The 17,181-nt window shown below is 67.9% G+C and carries 18 protein-coding genes and 1 pseudogene; 8 read left to right on the plus strand and 11 right to left on the minus strand.

Features of this window, described 5'->3' with window-relative positions; genetic code table 11:
- Positions 1-258: 258 nt before the first annotated feature.
- From pta to pyk, 3 genes are all read left to right on the plus strand, one after another.
- A complete protein-coding gene (gene pta / locus AB0D14_RS15040; RefSeq protein WP_362778611.1) occupies positions 259-2,403 on the plus strand; it encodes a phosphate acetyltransferase in 2,145 nt (714 codons plus the stop codon).
- Positions 2,400-3,632, plus strand: coding sequence for an acetate kinase (locus tag AB0D14_RS15045; RefSeq protein ID WP_362778612.1), 1,233 nt, complete (start codon positions 2,400-2,402; stop codon positions 3,630-3,632). Before pta ends, AB0D14_RS15045 begins: the two co-directional genes overlap by 4 nt.
- A gap of 256 nt (positions 3,633-3,888) precedes the next feature.
- Complete coding sequence (pyk, locus tag AB0D14_RS15050; RefSeq protein WP_362778613.1) at positions 3,889-5,307, plus strand: pyruvate kinase; 1,419 nt, start codon at positions 3,889-3,891, stop codon at positions 5,305-5,307.
- An 80-nt stretch (positions 5,308-5,387) separates the two neighbouring features.
- Here pyk and AB0D14_RS15055 read toward each other — a convergent pair whose 3' ends face one another.
- The 7 genes from AB0D14_RS15055 to AB0D14_RS15085 all read right to left on the minus strand — a co-directional run bounded on the left by AB0D14_RS15055 (position 5,388) and on the right by AB0D14_RS15085 (position 11,581).
- Positions 5,388-5,804 carry a hypothetical protein gene (locus AB0D14_RS15055; protein WP_362778616.1) on the minus strand — a complete coding sequence of 139 codons (417 nt, stop codon included), beginning with the start codon at positions 5,802-5,804 and terminating at the stop codon, positions 5,388-5,390.
- A 277-nt stretch (positions 5,805-6,081) separates the two neighbouring features.
- Positions 6,082-6,489, minus strand: coding sequence for a hypothetical protein (locus AB0D14_RS15060; protein WP_362778617.1), 408 nt, complete (start codon positions 6,487-6,489; stop codon positions 6,082-6,084).
- Positions 6,490-6,723: 234 nt separating this feature from the next.
- Positions 6,724-7,140 (minus strand): hypothetical protein, encoded by a 417-nt coding sequence (locus tag AB0D14_RS15065; protein ID WP_362778619.1) that lies wholly within the window; start codon positions 7,138-7,140, stop codon positions 6,724-6,726.
- 194 nt (positions 7,141-7,334) lie between these two features.
- A complete protein-coding gene (locus tag AB0D14_RS15070; protein WP_362778621.1) occupies positions 7,335-8,693 on the minus strand; it encodes a hypothetical protein in 1,359 nt (452 codons plus the stop codon).
- On the minus strand, positions 8,683-9,234 hold the full coding sequence (locus AB0D14_RS15075) for a DUF6114 domain-containing protein (RefSeq protein WP_362778623.1): 552 nt from the start codon (positions 9,232-9,234) through the stop codon (positions 8,683-8,685). Before AB0D14_RS15075 ends, AB0D14_RS15070 begins: the two co-directional genes overlap by 11 nt.
- Positions 9,235-9,341: 107 nt before the next feature.
- The gene (locus tag AB0D14_RS15080; RefSeq protein ID WP_362778625.1) at positions 9,342-9,977 is read right to left on the minus strand and encodes a DUF6230 family protein; all 636 of its coding nucleotides are present in this window, start codon (positions 9,975-9,977) and stop codon (positions 9,342-9,344) included.
- Between the two features lie 620 nt (positions 9,978-10,597).
- Entirely contained in the window at positions 10,598-11,581 is a 984-nt protein-coding gene (locus AB0D14_RS15085; RefSeq protein WP_362778628.1) for a tetratricopeptide repeat protein, read from the minus strand.
- Positions 11,582-11,807: 226 nt separating this feature from the next.
- Between AB0D14_RS15085 and AB0D14_RS15090 the strand changes: the two genes are divergently transcribed.
- Positions 11,808-12,431, plus strand: a complete 624-nt coding sequence (locus tag AB0D14_RS15090; RefSeq protein WP_362778630.1) for a TetR/AcrR family transcriptional regulator — start codon at positions 11,808-11,810, stop codon at positions 12,429-12,431.
- Between the two features lie 27 nt (positions 12,432-12,458).
- On the opposite strand, the gene AB0D14_RS15095 is transcribed toward AB0D14_RS15090, so the two are convergent.
- Both AB0D14_RS15095 and AB0D14_RS15100 read right to left on the minus strand, forming a co-directional pair.
- The gene (locus AB0D14_RS15095) at positions 12,459-12,626 is read right to left on the minus strand and encodes a hypothetical protein (RefSeq protein WP_362778633.1); all 168 of its coding nucleotides are present in this window, start codon (positions 12,624-12,626) and stop codon (positions 12,459-12,461) included.
- The gene (locus AB0D14_RS15100) at positions 12,607-12,858 is read right to left on the minus strand and encodes a hypothetical protein (RefSeq protein ID WP_362778635.1); all 252 of its coding nucleotides are present in this window, start codon (positions 12,856-12,858) and stop codon (positions 12,607-12,609) included. Before AB0D14_RS15100 ends, AB0D14_RS15095 begins: the two co-directional genes overlap by 20 nt.
- 107 nt (positions 12,859-12,965) lie before the next feature.
- On the opposite strand from AB0D14_RS15100, the pseudogene AB0D14_RS15105 reads away from it, so the two are divergent.
- The 4 genes and pseudogenes from AB0D14_RS15105 to AB0D14_RS15120 form a co-directional block, all read left to right on the plus strand.
- Positions 12,966-13,196 (plus strand): annotated as a pseudogene (locus tag AB0D14_RS15105) (helix-turn-helix transcriptional regulator); the annotation flags it as partial.
- 39 nt (positions 13,197-13,235) lie between these two features.
- On the plus strand, positions 13,236-13,883 hold the full coding sequence (locus tag AB0D14_RS15110; RefSeq protein ID WP_362778961.1) for a DUF5753 domain-containing protein: 648 nt from the start codon (positions 13,236-13,238) through the stop codon (positions 13,881-13,883).
- A gap of 11 nt (positions 13,884-13,894) precedes the next feature.
- Positions 13,895-14,125: a DUF397 domain-containing protein gene (locus tag AB0D14_RS15115; protein WP_362778638.1), complete on the plus strand. Its 231-nt coding sequence runs from the start codon at positions 13,895-13,897 to the stop codon at positions 14,123-14,125.
- Between the two features lie 11 nt (positions 14,126-14,136).
- Positions 14,137-14,343, plus strand: a complete 207-nt coding sequence (locus tag AB0D14_RS15120) for a DUF397 domain-containing protein (protein ID WP_362778641.1) — start codon at positions 14,137-14,139, stop codon at positions 14,341-14,343.
- 161 nt (positions 14,344-14,504) lie between these two features.
- Here the strand turns inward: AB0D14_RS15120 and AB0D14_RS15125 are convergent, their stop codons facing one another.
- Together AB0D14_RS15125 and AB0D14_RS15130 are read right to left on the minus strand one after the other, a co-directional pair.
- Complete coding sequence (locus AB0D14_RS15125) at positions 14,505-15,266, minus strand: hypothetical protein (RefSeq protein WP_362778644.1); 762 nt, start codon at positions 15,264-15,266, stop codon at positions 14,505-14,507.
- Positions 15,267-15,465: 199 nt separating this feature from the next.
- Entirely contained in the window at positions 15,466-17,142 is a 1,677-nt protein-coding gene (locus AB0D14_RS15130) for an Imm52 family immunity protein (protein WP_362778647.1), read from the minus strand.
- Positions 17,143-17,181: the final 39 nt, after the last annotated feature.

The following is a 17,181-nucleotide window of genomic DNA, read 5'->3' on the forward strand; positions in this document are numbered from 1 at the left end:
ACGCGCCTTTCGCGCCCCTCCAGCCGCCGACGCACCCCGAGCACCCCCTCCCCCTCTCCGGGGAGCCCCTGGAGAGGGGGAGGAGAAGCCATGGAGAGGCCCCGGAAGGGTCCCGGAAAGACCCTGGAGAGGCACCGGAGAGGCCGCCCACCCCCGGCTTGACGGGCGCCTTATCCACGCCCGGAGGTATTGTCAAGAGGGCCCAGCCGACGCTACCGGCTGCGTTTTTACTGATGTCGGAGGAAACGGAGAGCACGCGTGACGCGCAGCGTGTACGTGACCGGGATCGACCGAGGAGACGGCCGACAGGTCATCGAGCTGGGAGTCATGGAGCTCCTGACCCGCCAGGTCGACCGGGTGGGGGTGTTCCGACCTCTCGTCCACGACGGGCCCGACCGTCTCTTCGAGCTGCTGCGCGCCCGCTACCGCCTGGCACAGGACCCGGCGACGGTCTACGGCATGGACTACCACGAGGCGTCCGCGCTCCAGGCCGAGCAGGGCACCGACGAACTGCTCTCGCAGCTCGTCGACCGCTTCCACCGGGTGGCCCGCGACTACGACGTCGTCCTCGTCCTCGGTACGGACTACGCGGACACCCAGTTCCCGGACGAGCTGGCTCTCAACGCCCGTCTGGCGAACGAGTTCGGCGCCTCCGTGATCCCCGTCGTGGGCGGCCGCAAGCAGACCGTGGAATCGGTCCTTACGGAGACCCGCAACGCGTTCCGTGCCTATGACGGACTCGGCTGCGACGTCCTCGCCATGGTGGTGAACCGGGTCGCCGCCGCCGACCGCGCGGACCTGCACGAGCTGCTCGACAACCGCCTCCCCGTGCCCTGTTACGTGCTGCCCGACGAGCCCGCGCTCGCCGCGCCGACGGTCGCCCAGATCACCCACGCCCTCGGCGGCAAGGTACTGCTCGGCGACGACGCGGGGCTCGCGCGCGACGCGCTGAACTTCGTCTTCGGCGGCGCCATGCTGCCCAACTTCCTGGGCGCGCTGACCCCGGGCTGCATGGTCGTCACGCCCGGCGACCGCGCCGACCTGGTGGTGGGCGCCCTCGCCGCGCACAGCGCCGGCACCCCGCCCATCGCGGGTGTGGTGCTCACCCTGAACGAACACCCCAGCGATCTCGTCCTCACCCTGGCCGCCCGCCTCGCCCCCGGCACCCCGGTGATCGCGGTCGAGACCGACTCCTTCCTCACGGCAACCGAACTCTTCGCCATGGAAGGCAAGTTGAACGCGGCCACCCCCCGAAAGGCGGAGACCGCCCTCGGCCTCTTCGAGCGGTACGTGGACACCAGCGACCTGCAGAAGCTCGTCTCGGCACCCAGCGGCAGCCGTGTCACACCGATGATGTTCGAGCACAAGCTCCTGGAGCAGGCCCGCTCCGACAAGCGGCGCGTCGTACTGCCCGAGGGCACCGAGGCGCGTGTCCTGCACGCCGCCGAGGTGCTGCTGCGCCGCAGGGTCTGCGATCTCACCCTCCTTGGCCCGGTCGACCAGATCCGCAAGAAGGCCGCCGACCTCGGCATCGACCTCGGCGCCGCCCAGCTGATCGACCCGCAGACCTCCGAACTGCGCGACCGGTTCGCGGAGCGGTACGCCGAGCTCCGGGCCCACCGGGGCGTGTCCGTCGAACTCGCGTACGACGTCGTCTCGGATGTGAACTACTTCGGCACACTGATGGTCCAGGAGGGCCTCGCCGACGGCATGGTCTCCGGGTCGGTGCACTCCACGGCGGCCACCATCCGCCCCGCCTTCGAGATCATCAAGACGAAGCCGGACGCCTCCATCGTCTCCTCGGTCTTCTTCATGTGCCTCGCCGACAAGGTCCTCGTGTACGGCGACTGCGCGGTCAACCCCGACCCGAACGCCGAGCAGTTGGCGGACATCGCCATCCAGTCGGCCGCCACCGCCGAGCAGTTCGGGGTCGAGCCGCGGATCGCGATGCTCTCGTACTCGACCGGCACCTCCGGTTCGGGCGCGGACGTCGACAAGGTGCGCACGGCCACCGAGCTGGTCCGCTCACGGCGCGCCGATCTGAGCATCGACGGGCCGATCCAGTACGACGCGGCCGTCGAGCCGTCCGTCGCGGCGACCAAGCTGCCGGAGTCGAAGGTCGCCGGGCAGGCGTCCGTGCTGATCTTCCCGGACCTCAACACCGGCAACAACACGTACAAGGCCGTGCAGCGCTCGGCCGGCGCCATCGCCATCGGGCCGGTCCTGCAGGGCCTGCGCAAGCCGGTCAACGACCTGTCCCGGGGCGCGCTCGTCGGGGACATCGTGAACACCGTCGCCATCACCGCGATCCAGGCCCAGGCCCAGCCCTCGGCCCCGCCCCTCACTCCGACTCCGACTCCGACCCCGCCTCCACCCCCGACTCCGAAGGTTTCCGCCCAGTGAGTGCCACCCGCGTCCTCGTCCTCAACTCCGGTTCCTCGTCGGTGAAGTACCAGCTGCTCGACATGAGAGACGGCAGCCGGCTGGCCGTGGGCCTCGTCGAGCGGATCGGCGAGGAGACCTCCCGCCTCAAGCACTCCCCGCTGGCCGCGGGCGGCGACTCCCGCGAGACGACCGGGCCGATCGCCGACCACGAGGCCGCGCTGAAGGCCGTCGCGGAGGAACTGTCCAGGGACGGGCTCGGCCTGGACTCCCCCGAGCTGGCCGCGATCGGCCACCGGGTCGTCCACGGCGGGCAGCGGTTCACGCAGCCGACCGTCGTCGACGACTCGGTCCTCGACGAGATCGAGCGACTCATCCCGGTGGCACCGCTGCACAACCCGGCCAACCTCACCGGCATCCGCACCGCCCGGGCACTGCGCCCGGACCTCCCCCAGGTCGCCGTCTTCGACACCGCGTTCCACACGACGATGCCGGAGGCCGCGGCCCGCTACGCCATCGACGTGGAGACCGCCGACCGGCACCGCATCCGCCGGTACGGCTTCCACGGCACCTCGCACGCGTACGTGTCCCGCGAGACCGCCCGCCTTCTCGGCCGGGACCCTGGGGACGTGAACGTCATCGTGCTGCATCTGGGCAACGGCGCCTCGGCGTCGGCGGTCGAGAAGGGCCGGTGCGTGGACACCTCCATGGGACTGACGCCTTTGGAGGGGCTCGTGATGGGTACGCGCTCCGGAGACGTGGATCCCGCGGTCATCTTCCATTTGACGCGCGTTGGCGGGATGTCCACGGACGAGATCGACACTCTGCTCAACAAGAAGAGCGGTCTGGTCGGTCTGTGCGGTGACAACGACATGCGGGAGATCCGCCGCAGAATCGACGAAGGCGCCGAAGGTACCGAGGACGCCGCACAGGCGCAGCTCGCCTTCGACATCTACATACACCGGCTGAAGAAGTACATCGGCGCGTACTACGCGGTACTGGGCCGGGTCGACGCGGTCGTCTTCACGGCCGGGGTCGGGGAGAACGCCGTCCCGGTACGGGAGGCCGCGATCGCGGGCCTGGAGTCGCTGGGCCTGGCCGTCGACGCGGAGCTGAACGCCGTGCGGTCCGGCGAGCCGCGGCTGATCTCGCCCGAGGGCGCGAGGGTCGCGGTGGCGGTCGTACCGACCGACGAGGAACTGGAGATCGCCGACCAGACGTACGCGCTCGTGGGAGACGCGAACGCCTGAGAAGGCGATGGAGGACACCGGAAGGCACCGCCGAGCCGCCGGAGAGCAACAGGGAAACAACGGGGAAAGCGGCCGGAGAGACAGCCGGAGAGGCCGCGCCAGGACAGCCCGGAGAACGTCGAGAAAAGTGCCGCCCCAATCCCGCCCCAAAGCCCGCCAGAGCCCGCCAGGCTCACGCCTGAGCGCGCACCCGCCCATTTGTATCTTCCGCCAGTCGGAATATTCCGAAGCGAAACAAACCGATAGGATCGCCCCCATGCGCCGTTCCAAAATCGTCTGCACACTTGGCCCCGCCGTCGACTCCCACGAGCAGCTCGTCTCGCTGATCGAGGCCGGCATGAACGTGGCCCGTTTCAACTTCAGCCACGGCTCCCACGCCGAGCACCAGGGCCGTTACGAGCGGGTCCGCTCCGCCGCCAGGGAGACGGGCCGCGCCATCGGCGTCCTGGCCGACCTGCAAGGCCCGAAGATCCGGCTGGAGACCTTCGCCGAGGGCCCCGTGGAGCTGGAGCGCGGTGACGAGTTCACGATCACGACCGAGGACGTCCCGGGCGACAAGTCGATCTGCGGCACCACGTACAAGGGCCTGCCGGGCGACGTCTCCAAGGGCGACCAGGTCCTGATCAACGACGGCAACGTCGAACTGCGGGTCGTCGAGGTCGACGGCCCGAACGTCAAGACGATCGTCATCGAGGGCGGCGTCATCTCGGACCACAAGGGCATCAACCTGCCCGGTACGGCCGTGAACGTGCCGGCGCTGTCCGAGAAGGACGTCGACGACCTGCGCTTCGCCCTGCAGATGGGCTGCGACCTGGTGGCGCTCTCCTTCGTGCGCGACGCCCACGACGTGAACGACGTACACAAGATCATGGACGAGGAGGGCCGCCGGGTCCCCGTCATCGCCAAGGTGGAGAAGCCGCAGGCGGTGGACAACATGGAGGCCATCATCGCGGCCTTCGACGGCGTCATGGTCGCCCGTGGTGACCTGGCCGTCGAGTACCCCCTGGAGCGGGTCCCGATGGTGCAGAAGCGCCTCGTGGAGCTGTGCCGGCGCAACGCCAAGCCGGTGATCGTCGCGACCCAGATGATGGAGTCGATGATCACCAACTCCCGCCCCACGCGCGCCGAGGCGTCCGACGTGGCCAACGCGATCCTGGACGGGGCGGACGCGGTCATGCTGTCCGCCGAGTCGAGCGTGGGCGCGTACCCGATCGAGACCGTGAAGACGATGTCGAAGATCGTCGTCGCGGCCGAGGAGGAGCTGCTCTCCAAGGGCCTGCAGCCGCTCGTGCCGGGCAAGAAGCCGCGCACGCAGGGTGGTTCGGTGGCCCGTGCCGCGTGCGAGATCGCGGACTTCCTGGGCGGCAAGGGCCTGGTGGCCTTCACCAAGTCCGGTGACACGGCCCGCCGCCTGTCCCGCTACCGCGCCTCCCAGCCGATCCAGGCGTTCACCACGGACGAGGGCACCCGCAACCAGCTGTCGCTGAGCTGGGGCGTCGAGTCCCACGTCGTGCCGTTCGTGCACAGCACCGACGAGATGATCGAACTGGTCGACGAGGAGCTGCGCAAGCTCAACCGCTTCAGCGAGGGCGACATCGTCGTCATGACCGCCGGCTCACCCCCCGGCGTCCCCGGCACCACCAACATGGTCCGCGTACACCACCTGGGCGGCTGAACCGCTCCCGCACACCGGCCCGTACGCCACTGAGGGCGCCCCCTGCCGCACAGGGGGCGCCCTCAGCGCGTGTCGGGGTCTCAGCCGACCTGGCCCGACTCTGCGGGGAAGTCCGGAGGCCAGGGCTGGGAGGCGTCGTACAGGGCCTCACGGTCGCCCATCAGCTCGTACTCGGCCTCACGCCAGCTCGGTTTACCGCCGATGACGAAGCTGTCACCGCCGTCGGGCTCCAGCATCCACGTGTACTCGGCATCACCCGGTTCGAGCTTGTGCCGATCCCGCAGGACGGCGAACTCGTCGGGCGAGGCCCGCCGAATGTGAACGCCCTCCTGGTAATACGGCTTGAGGAGCATGAGCTCCACGTGGCCGATGTAGACCTCGATGCGCGTCGTCGTCCTTTCCTCTGGCAACGCGTCACTGCCCAGGTAGAGCTGCCTGTGCGAGGGGTTGAAGCCCACGACCCGGAACAACCGTCCCCCGCGGATAAAATCTGCCATGCCTGCAATCCACCCCTTCTTCACTGCCCGCTCGACACCGACCGTCCAGATCGGCCGTTCCCCGCCGTGTCAGCGGGCGCGGCGACCGCGACGCGGGTGCCGAGCACGGCGTCGACGGTGGTGTTGCCGACCGCCGGCTCACCCCCCCGACGTCCCCGGCACGACGGACATGGTCCGCGTACACCGCTTGGGCGGCTGAACCGCTCCCGCACACCGGCCCGTACGCCACTGAGGGCGCCCCCTGCTCCACAAAGGACGCCCTCAGCGCGTCGGGACCTCAGCCGACAGTGCCCGACTCCACAGGGAAGTCCGAGGGCCAGGGCCGGGAGAAGTCGAACAAGGACGGGTCCTCGAAGCGACAGGTGCCTTCCCGCCACGCCGGATCACCTGAGAGGACGAAGCTGCCGCCGTCCGGGTCGATCATCCAGGTCGATGACGCGTCGTCCGCTGCGAGACCGTGACATCCCCGCAGCGTGGCGAACTCCGTTTCGGAGGCCCGGCGTACACGCAGTCCCTTCCGGTAGATGGGCTTGAGGAACATCAGGTCCACATGCCCGAAGAACACCTCGACGCGGGTGTCCGTCCCGTCGATCAGCGTGGCGTCGCTGCGCAGGATGAGCTGACGGTGCGACGGGGCGAAGCTCACCACCCGGAACAGCCGCCCCTCACGCACGAACTCTGACATCGCTGGCGCTCTCCTCGTCCCGCCCACTCCGCAGCCGCCGCCCTACGAACATCTTGAGTCGTAGGGTCGCGACTCCCACACGGTGCCATTGCCGACTTGACCGCCTCCTACCAGGCACCGGCGACCAACGGTCGGCCGTGCAGGCCAGCGCCGCACATGTCCGTCCAGGTCGAGCCGGTCCAGATCGCCGGGGAGACTTCTCAACCGGAAATCACCCCTCAGTGTGTCAGGGCATCAGTCGGCCTGACCCGACTCCACGGGAAAGTCCGGAGGCCAGGGCTTGGAGGTGTCATACAGGGCCTCACGGTCGCCCATCAGCTCGTACTCGGCCTCACGCCAGCTCGGTTTACCGCCGATGACGAAGCTGTCACCGCCGTCGGGCTCCAGCATCCACGTGTACTCGGCATCACCCGGTTCGAGCTTGTGCCGATCCCGCAGGACGGCGAACTCGTCGGGCGAGGCCCGCCGAATGTGAACGCCCTCCCGGTAGTACGGCTTGAGGAGCATCAGACGGACATGCCCGATGTACACCTCCACCTGCGACGTGGTCCGGTTGACGGCAAGCGACTCGCTGGTGAGGAACAGCTGCCGGTGCGAGGGGTTGAATCCCACGACCCGGAACAACCGTCCCCCGCGGATGAAATCTGCCATGCCTGCAGTCCCTCCTCGTACTCCGGCACCGATCTTGTGAGCTTGCGTGGAGGACGTCAACGGCGCGTGGGGAAGCGCCTGCAGTGACCGGGGGGACTCGGGCGAGTACTGGGCAGGGCCGCGCCCCGGGCTCCCGCGTCAGTGGGAGAACCGGGGTACGGCCCTGTGTGGTCCCGAACCGGGCCCTTGGGGGACTATCCGAGCGGCGTGTTGTACTGCCGCATCCCGGGGACCGTCAGCGTTCCGCCGAACTGGGCGGCCTGCACGACCGTCACTTTTGTGAAGTAGATCAGTGGGATGTTGAGCGGCGGCGGGTGCTTCGGGTCGAACGTGATCGGGATCAGCCCGAGCAGGTTGCCGGAAATACTCTCCGTGTACATGACCGTCTTGCCGTCCGTGATGGTGGACGTCGTGCCCTTGCCCGCCTGGACGTGGTACTTCACCCCGGCGTCCTTGTCGTCCACGGTCTGGTGCAGGTCACCGATGTCGGTGCCGTCGGAGATCACGTACTTCAGGACCTCCTTGACCGTGCCGTTGGCGGTCTTCACCTTGACGACGCCCTGGTAGTCGGCGCCCTTGAGCAGCAGGGAGCTGGCCTCCAGCTTCCAGGGGTCGTCGGCCAGGGCCGGGATGCCCTGCTCGACGCCGCCCTCGTCGTCCGTCGCGGCCGGGCAGTCGTCCGGGTCCGTGGTGGAGCTCTCGGACGGGCTGGGAGAGGGGGAGGCAGTGGCCTCGCCGGCCGCTTCCTTCGCCTTCTCCGTGGTGTCCTTCGCCGCCTCGGACGCCGCGTCGGTCACGTCCTTGACCGTGTCCTTGGCCTTCTCGGTCGTGTCCTTGACCGTGTCCTTCGCGTCCTCGGCCGCCTCGGAGGCGCTCTTCGTGGCCGAGGCGCTGGGGGTGGCGGACGGCTCCGCGCTGGGGGACACGGACTCCTTGTCGCCGGGCGTGAAGACGTCCTCAAGCGCGTTGCCGATGTCGTCCAGGACGTTGCCGCTGCTCTGGGAGGGGGTGGGCGTCGGCGTGGACGCATCACTCCCGGACTTGGCCGGCGCGCTCGTCGAGGGGGACGGGGTGGGCTCGGGCTTGTCCTCGGAACCTGAATCCGAGGAAGAGCCGTCGCCCGCCGGGCCGTTGCCCGCCGAGTCGCCGTCGGACGAGTCCTGATCCTCGTCGTCCGAGGCGGGAGCGCTCGTCGAGGCGGAGGGCGACGGGGTCGCCGACTCGTCCTTACCGGCCTCGTCTGCCTTGTCGGCCTTGTCCTTGTCGGCCTTGTCCTTGTCGGCCTTGCCGCTCTCGTCCAGCGCCTCGACGCAGTCCTTGTACTCGTCGATCGTGAGGTTCTTCGCCGACGGCTTGTCGTCGGCCTGGGCGAGGGTCGGCGTGAACCCCATGCCCATGAGGAGCGCGGTCGGCATCGAAGCGATGGCTATCGCCTTGCCCGCGGGCACATGCAGCCTGGTGATCAGCGGTTTCCTGGGGGCTGCGTGCCGCGGCCCGGTTCTCTCACGGGACTCGCCCGCGGAGTCCGCGTATTGGACCTCGTCAGCCGGCACTGTGCCTCCCGTTCGCCCCGTTGATCGGGATCGTTCCTGACAGATCGTTCGGCTCGCTCGCCCCGTCGGCCTGCGCGGCCTCGGGAGCGCCTCCCTTGTCCGTACGGTCCGTCTCGGTCCGGCGTTCGGTCGGTTCCTCGCCCGGCACCCAGGCGACGGCCATCCCGCCGCCCACCAGGGCGAGCAGGAAGCCGACCAGGAAGCCGCCGATGTTCGCCACGGGGATGGAGACCAGCCCGAGCAGGATCGCCGCCACACCGGCGAAGACCCGCACGTGCTTCTGGTACCAGAGACTGATTCCGAGAACGCCCAGGAGTACCCCGATGATGAGCGAACCGGCACCCGCGGTCGTCGCCATGGCCAGCGTGAGATGCCCGATCTGAAGGTTCGCATACGGGAAGTACGCGATCGGGCCTCCCGCGAGCAGGATGAACAGGCCGGCCCAGAACGGACGGCCACCCCGCCAGGCACGGAACCGCAGCCGCCAGTCGGTGAATTGACCGCGCACGGCTGAAGCCTCGGCAGGAGTCTCGGCGCTCATGGAAAACAGCTCCCTGGAACGGCGTTGCTGTGAGAGATACACGTACTACGAAGTAGGGGGACGGGCGGGCGAGGCAGCGCAGGCTCCCTCACCCGCCCGGGGAGTGCTTAGTAGCACTCGTTGACACCCTTGGAAAACGACATCTTCAGGCCGCTGAGCTTGAAGGTGCCGGCCGTGGTCGCCCACGCCGTCTGCTTCACACCCGTCAGCACGGCCTTGTCGGCCTGCTGGGCGAAGCCGAAGGGGTTCGCCTGGTCACCCTTGCCGATTCCCGGACCCTTGTTGGCGTCCTTGGCCGCAACACCGATGTCGATGTTGCTGAAGGTCGCGTCGGCCTCAAGCTCCTCGACGTCGATGTAGAGCTGCTTGGCCTTGACCGGGTCATGACCCTTGCCGCCCGCATTCAGCGTCAGGGTGACAGAACCGATCAACGGGATGTCCGGGGTGACCACGGACTGGCACATGTTCGTGATCTTGGCGGTCTTGAACGCCGACACCGCGACCGGGTGGGCCGTCTTGGCGCCCTTGAGCGTGTACCCCTGGTCGATGGCTCCGTACTGCGAGAAGCCGGTACCGACAAGCTTGTCCGCCGTCACCTTGAACGACTGACCCGACACACTGAACGACGCGGCGAGAGCGCCCTGCGCAAGGGCGATGCCTATGCACGCAGTCGCGGCCACACTCGGCACCATGACGACGGCGAACCGCTTCCATCTGGTCCCGCCACGCACCTGGGACTCCATATTTCCTCCTTCTCGGACGTACATCTCCGGCCCTGGCAGCCTCCAGACGGCGGCTCAGCCGGGCAGGGATGGGAGAAGTGCTACGTCCTCGGGAAGGAGAGCGCCCGGCCCGGAGGCGCGCAACCGCACCCGGATCACCGGCGATCACCCCCGAGCGACAACCACTGGTCGCGCCTGAACCCTTCACGCACAACCTGCCGGACAGGCTCCGCCGAACGGCAGAGACCCCCCTGTCCGAGGGACGGCGCCACTGCCGCCGTCCCTACTCGGTGGGGACCCAGAGAAACCCGCTGACCCGAGTGGTTGTCGGGAGAGGGTAATGGACCGAGCGTGGCCGATCGTGGTGCATTCTCGCCGCCCGCACAAGGGGGTTCGTTACTGGCTAGTAACGGCCGGATAACCGAACAACAACCCGTCGATGTCGACCGACAACTGAGGGTGTCACCCAGGGAGGTGACAAAAAGATAGAAGTTTGGACGGAATCCGACAGATCAGCGCCTCTGTCTTACTCCCAGTAACAACGGCCGCGTTTACCAAGTTTTGGTAAAACGCGGCCGCAATGTAGCTCTGTCGGCAAATCCTTCACGCCGGCATCACGGGCCCCGGCGTTTAGCGACTGGTCAGAAGAGAGCGCGAGCCAGCGCCCGGCGCGCCGCCATCACACGCGGATCGTCACCGCCGACCACCTCGAAGAGCTCCAGGAGCCGCACGCGCGCCGCCTCCCGGTCGTCACCCGCTGTACGCGCCACGGCGTCGACGAGCCGCCCCAGGGCGTCCTCCACATGACCGCCCACCAGATCCAGGTCGGCCGCGGCGATCTGCGCCGGTACGTCACCGGGCCGGTCCGCGGCGTCCTTGCGGACCTGCTGCTGGTCGGCGCCCTCCACACGCTGGAGCAACTCGGCCTGGGCGAGGCCCAGCTTGGCCTCCGTGTTCCCCGGGTCGTCACTCAGCACGTTCTTGTACGCCTGGACCGCACCGCCCAGGTCACCGGCATCCAGGGCCTGCACGGCGGCCTCAAGCAACGCGTCATAGGGTCCGGCCGGGGCCTCGGGGGCCGTCGCGGGTTCTTCCGGCGGCACACCGTCCTGGTCCACCGTCAGGCCCGTGAGTCCGAAACGCTCCTCGGCGACCTGCACGAGCTGGTCCAGGGTGCCCCGGATCTGCGCTTCGGGAGCGGCGCCCTGGAAGAGCGGCAGGGCCTGGCCGGCCACCACCGCGAAGACCGCCGGGATCCCCTGGATCCCGAACTGCTGCATCAGCATCTGATTCGCGTCGACGTCGATCTTGGCGAGGACGAACCGGCCGTTGTACTCGGCGGTGAGCCGCTCCAGGAGCGGGCTGAGCTGCTTGCACGGCTCGCACCACTCGGCCCAGAAGTCGATGACGACCGGCACCTCGTTGGAGCGCTGCAGGACGTCCCGCTCAAAACCCGCCTCGTCGACATCACTGACGAGACTCGACGCGGACACCGCGGGAACGGCCCCGCCGCCCTGCCGTACCGCTTCGGCGCGCGCCTGCTCCGCCTTCGCCTTGGCCTCCTGGGCCGCTTTCACCGCGGCGAGGTCGACGACTCCGCTCATGGACATGTTCCGTGGCTGCATGCGTCTATCCTCCCCCCTCCGCGCGCCTGCGTGAAAAGCGTTGTGAAAGCCAGGCTTGATACGTCTCCTGACACCGGGTCCCCACCCGGCACCGCGTGGTCGTCGCGCTTTCGCTACAGGTCGTAGCGTAACTGTCCCGGGACGGCCGGGGGAAGGCCGTCCCGGTGATCTCCCTCACCCGTCCACAGGATCCCCCTCAGCGGAACGTCCGGCTATGGTCGCCGCCATGCAGAGTCGCACTTCCACCCCTCGTACGGGGCGTCCGCGCAGTATCGAGGCCGACGAGGCGATCCTGGCGGCGACGCGTGCGGTTCTCGTCGAACTGGGCTGGTCCGGGCTGACACTGGGGGACGTGGCGACCCGCGCGGGTGTCGCGAAAACGACGCTCTACCGGCGCTGGGCGGGCAAGAACGAGCTGGTGGTCGACGCGGTGGCGGCCCTCTTCGACGAGTTGGAACTGCCCGACCGGGGGAGCCTCTCCGCGGACATCGAGGTCGTGGTGCTCCAGTTCGCGGCGATCCTGAGCCGCCCGGAGGCCAAGACCGCGCTGATGGCCGTGGTCGCCGAGTCGACCAGCGATGCCGCTCTGCGTGACCGCATCCGCTCGTCGATCGTCGACCGCCAGAAGCACCTCGTCACGGAGGGGCGCGCCCGCGCCCAGGCCCGGGGGGAGCTACCGACGGAGAACGACCCGGAGACAGCCGCCCGCGGCACGGACCTGATCTTCGACGTGATCGCCGGCGCGGTCGTGCACCGCTGCCTGGTGAGCTCAAAGCCCGTCGACACGGACTGGGCCCGCGACTTCACCCGGCTCCTGCTGAGCGGGCTGTCCGCAGCCTCACCGACCTGACCCCTTCCCCCTCCCCTCCCCGAGTCATCAACCGCCCAGCTCGCACCAGACGAGCTTTCCGCCGGTGCGGGACAGCCCCATGGAGTAGTGGCCCCACCGATCGGCCAGCTCCTCGACGATCCCCAGCCCACGCCCGCTCTCACCGCCCGCGCCCGACAGGCGGATCCGAGGTGGCTCACCGCTGGTGTCCCACACCGAGAGTCGCAGCCATTTCCCTGAGCGCTTCACACGCAGGCAGGACGGGCCCGGGGGCGTGCACATGCGCGTTGGTGATCAGCTCGGAGGCCAACAGCTCGGCCGTGACAAGGAGTTCACCGAGCCCGTGCGCCCGGAGCATCAGCCGCAGGGCGCCGCGCACGACACCGACAGCGAGGGGGCTGTGCGGGAGGTTGATGCTGTACTCCCAGTCGTCCTCGTTGTTGTTCATGAGGTCTCCATCCCAGGCAAGTTTCGCAACTCGGGTGCACACGGTGTGTGCTGGTTGCGATACTGACGGTAGATGGAGCGGGCCAGGTTTTCCACCTGCTCCCTCGAATGAGTGACGTGCAACTACCAGAAGGGGACGCGGCCTTGGCGCTACGAACCAGGATCAGCGAGCGACAACGGCGCGTGGCTGCCGAGCTGCGCAGGATGCGCGAGGCCAGCGGCATTACTACGAACGACGCTGCCGCCACAGCAGACATGGGGGCCCCTTTCCTGAGCAAGATCGAAGCTGGCCGAACGGCTATTGCCACCGACCGAATCCGCAAGCTGTGCAGATACTATGGGGGCATTTCTGACCCATACCTTGAAGCCCTGATTGCCATGTCCGAGTCCAGCGGCAAGGGCTGGTGGAGCTCCTACCAGGGACGGGTCCACCAGTACGCGCTCAACCTCGCGGAACTGGAGGCCGGCGCAGTTGGCCTCTGCCTGTACGACCCTCTGCTCGTTCCCGGCCTATTCCAGACCGAGGAGTACATCCGTGCTCTGTTCGGGGACGTACGACCCAAACACGCCACCGCCGAAGATGCCATCGCCTTCAGGCTGGCACGCCAGAGGCTCCTCACAGGCGAGAACGCCCCTGCCGTGCACGCGGTGATTCACGAGGCTGCCCTGCGCATGCACTACAGCAGCCCCACCGTCACTCGCGGTCAGCTGCTGCACCTGGTCGAACTGGCGAAACTGCCGAACGTGACGATCCAGATCTTCCCGTTCCGCACTCGCACCTTCCCAGGCGTAACCAGCCCGTTCCTGTACGCACAACCGCGAGTCGAGGAACTGGCCACCGTCGTACTGGAACATCCGAACGAGCCGATCTACCGTGACACACAGGACCACCTGTCCCAATATCGGATGCTCTTCGACCAGTTGAAAGAATCCGCCCTTCCTCCGATCACCCCCTCACGCGCGCCCGAGGCGTCGGCGGCGCCAGGCTCCCTGATGCTGATCCACCATCTCCTGTACGACCTGTAGAAAGGCCCGCAGTGCCCCAACTCAGCTGGCAGAAGTCCTCGTTCAGCGGCGACGAGAACAACAGCTGCCTCTACCTCGCCGCCACCCCCGACGGCACGCTCCGCCTCCGCGAGAACGACACCCCCGACGAGATCATCGCCACCACCCCCGCCCGCCTGGGCCACCTCATACGCTCGCTGAAAGCAGGCCGCTCGCCACGACCACCGCACGCAACAGGTCACAACAACTCGGTCCGCGATTGAGGAAGCCCGCGGTGCCCCGCCTCACCTGGCAGAAGTCCTCGTACAGCAGCGACGAGTCCAACGACTGCCTCTACTTGGCCGCCACCCCGGACGGAGTCCTCCGCCTCCGAGAGAGCGACACCCCCGACGAGATCATCGCCACCACCCCGGCCTCCCTCAATCACCTCATACGGACAGTCAAATCCGGAGGGCTCGCCACGGCCCCGGCATGTTCGTGACTTGACGGGTTTTGCCCGGATCCGTTCCGCCTGACTGGGCTGATGGCGGCGCGGCCGTACCGAGGCGACGCTGCCACCGCCGCGGTTGACGGAACGGGCGAGTACCGCGCGGCTGCCGGCGTGACGTGTCGGGGAGGCCCGGAGGGTCCCCCCGCCACGCGCTATCCGTGGGAGAGGCGACCGACCTGCGACTCGACCACGCTGTTCGGGATCAGCCCCTTCTCCGGTTTCAGCATGTTGACGCCATAGAAACTTGCGACGACGTTCCCGGAGCGGACAATTGCGTAGTTCATGGTGATGTTCTGCTTGCTGATGTCGCCGGTCACCCGGAAGTCCACCCGTGCGTTCCGCGCCGATCCGACGCGTTCGACCGAGCGATATGTCAACCCGGCGACCTTGAAGGGTTTCTCGCACTGGTCGACGGCCTTGTCCAGGTCTGCGATCACCCGCTCGACGCCGTCGCCGTCGTAGGAGGACAGCCATACGTTGCCCACCGTCGCGTTCTTCAGGTCGGCCGGCTTCAGTGACCGGTATGTCACGCTCTTCGGCCGCACGCTCAACTGACCGCTGATCAGGTACGCGATGGGTGCGCACTCGGCGCGGTCCACGGACACTCCGCCTTGGGGCGGGACATCCATCGCGGGGACTTCGCCCGCCTTGTAGCCCTTGACCGTGCCCTGCAGGACGGCCTTGTCGAGCTGCTTCTTCGTCAGCGTCTTCGCCGTGCCGCCGGCCTCGGACTCCTGGCCCCCGCTTCGGCCTTGACCGGTTTCCGATCCCGTTCCGGTTCCAGTTCCGGTCGCGTCGGCCGACGGAGTCTTCTTCGTCTCTCTCGGTCCGCTGTCGGAGTCCGCGCCGCATGCCGCGCTGCCCAGGAGCGCGGCACCGACGAGCAGCGATGTGGTCTTCGTGGTAGCTCTCATGACTTCTTTCGAACGTGGTGAAGCCGTGAGGGGTGGGCGGAGGTGCGTGCTCCGCCCACCCCTCACCGGACAATGGGGGGATCAGGGGAGGATCAGAGGACTCGTCCCGGACGGGTCAGAAGAACCCCGTTCGGCAGATCTTCCACGACAAGTTCCGGAAAATCGGCGACGGTTGATGCCGGGGAACCGGACAAGTACGTCAGCAAACCGACGAAAGGGCTTCGCCGCTTGACCCCCCCTGGGCCTCACGCATCGACGCATTGATGAACGTGGCCCAGTCGGGTTCCCAGACCTCGACCACTGACATCAGCACCGCCCGGACGGTCTTCGGGTCGTACGACCCGGCCCAGGACTCGGATGGTTCGGGAAAATCCAGCACGACGCAGTTCAGCAGGGTCGGCGTGTCCGCGTGTATCCCGCAGTGGACGCCGAGCGGCACGGCATGGTTCTCGGTCCACAGCGATACGTCGAAGCCGAGTGTCTCGTCGGCCGCGTCGGGACTCCAGGGGCGGTTCTCCTCGATGTACGCCTCCAGGGCATCCACTCCGGAAGGGATCCGCCGGACCTCCGGTATCTCTTCGTCATCGCCCTCGAACGGCCCGTACCACTCCTCCAGGCCGGGGTGCAGCGCTGCGAGACGGTCAAGGAAGGACGCCAGGCGGCGGGCGCACCCGGCCGCCGACTCCGCCCTGTCGCCCCAGTAGGCGCCCAGGTAGAAATCGTCGGTCGTCACGGCCACCACAACCTGATGTTGACACCGGGGTACTCCTCGCGGAGCTTCGCCAGACGCTTCTCCACGAGAGCCTTCATGCCCGGGTTGACGGTGTTGATTCTTGGGGTCCTCGAAGCGAATTCCGATCGGGGCATCCTCATATCCCTTCACGAACTCTTGTGCCTTCTGGTACGACGCTACCTTCTTGCCGACATGCTTGCTGACCCACCTCTCCATCTCGGCCTGGCTGAGGACACGGCCCGTGACCGTCTTGTTCTCCCAGAGAACGCCGCCCTTGATCAGGTCGATGTTCGTGATCCGGTTGCTGAAGGTCTTGTCGTTGACGTAGTCGAAGACGTTTTCGTCCAAGTCGCCTTCCTTCAGGTGGTACTTGTTGTCGGAGCCCAGCTTGTCCTTGCCGGGGCCCTTGCCCTTGAACGGGAAGGTGATGTTCTTGCATCCGGCCGCGCCGGGATGGGTGCACGGAATGCTGGAGGTGGATCCCCGGTCCGGCTCCTTCTTCGCGGCCTCGATGACCTTGCGGAGATGGTCGAGGGTCCGCTTGCCCCACTCCGCCCTGTCGAAGAACTGCCCGATCTTCGTGGCGACGGTGGTGATCGCCTTGGAGACCACCGGGAACTTGCCGACGACCACCACGAGGGCGGCGACGTTGACAGCGGTCAATAGGCAGCTCTCCACGTCGCCCTGGCCCAGGCAGCGCTTGAGGTCGTTGACGCCGATGACTTCCAGCAGGACCTCGGCGCCGTTCGCCCTGACCCAGTCGATCACCGAGGCGGTGGCGGCGGCCGTGGCCTCATCCCAGTCGTCGACGCAGCTCTGCCCGCACGCGGCGAGCAGGACGGCCCGGTCGTCCGCGCTCAGCGGACCGCCGATCCCGGTGACACCGGCGTCGCCGGACTCGAACGCCTTGCGGCGCTCCTCCACCAGGCGCTTGCACTCTTCCTCCTCGGCGCGGGTGGCCGCCGCCTGAGCGTCCTTCGCGGCCTGCTGCCCGTTGTCGGCAGCCGTTTGCGCGACAGCCGCGTCGATTTCGGCCAGGTCCGCGGAGAAGTCCGCCGCGTCCGCCTCGGCCGTGGCGTCAGAGGCGGCCTTGCGGGCGCTGGATGCGTCCTTCTCGGCTTCGGTCGCGTCTACGCATAGCAAACAACTCCGAACAAGACTCGACTTCCGAGTCAGGAGCAG

The sequence above is a fragment of the Streptomyces sp. NPDC048484 genome, from assembly GCF_040651415.1.
GTDB lineage: Bacteria > Actinomycetota > Actinomycetes > Streptomycetales > Streptomycetaceae > Streptomyces.

Coding starts and splice junctions, on each gene's coding strand:
- AB0D14_RS15100 (WP_362778635.1), bottom strand. CDS start 12,858: ATGAACAACAACGAGGACGACTGGGAGTACAGCATCAACCTCCCGCAC.
- AB0D14_RS15090 (WP_362778630.1), top strand. CDS start 11,808: ATGCAGAGTCGCACTTCCACCCCTCGTACGGGGCGTCCGCGCAGTATC.
- AB0D14_RS15065 (WP_362778619.1), bottom strand. CDS start 7,140: ATGGCAGATTTCATCCGCGGGGGACGGTTGTTCCGGGTCGTGGGATTC.
- AB0D14_RS15085 (WP_362778628.1), bottom strand. CDS start 11,581: ATGCAGCCACGGAACATGTCCATGAGCGGAGTCGTCGACCTCGCCGCG.
- AB0D14_RS15080 (WP_362778625.1), bottom strand. CDS start 9,977: ATGGAGTCCCAGGTGCGTGGCGGGACCAGATGGAAGCGGTTCGCCGTC.
- AB0D14_RS15075 (WP_362778623.1), bottom strand. CDS start 9,234: ATGAGCGCCGAGACTCCTGCCGAGGCTTCAGCCGTGCGCGGTCAATTC.
- AB0D14_RS15060 (WP_362778617.1), bottom strand. CDS start 6,489: ATGTCAGAGTTCGTGCGTGAGGGGCGGCTGTTCCGGGTGGTGAGCTTC.
- AB0D14_RS15055 (WP_362778616.1), bottom strand. CDS start 5,804: ATGGCAGATTTTATCCGCGGGGGACGGTTGTTCCGGGTCGTGGGCTTC.
- AB0D14_RS15125 (WP_362778644.1), bottom strand. CDS start 15,266: ATGAGAGCTACCACGAAGACCACATCGCTGCTCGTCGGTGCCGCGCTC.
- pyk (WP_362778613.1), top strand. CDS start 3,889: ATGCGCCGTTCCAAAATCGTCTGCACACTTGGCCCCGCCGTCGACTCC.
- AB0D14_RS15110 (WP_362778961.1), top strand. CDS start 13,236: ATGTCCGAGTCCAGCGGCAAGGGCTGGTGGAGCTCCTACCAGGGACGG.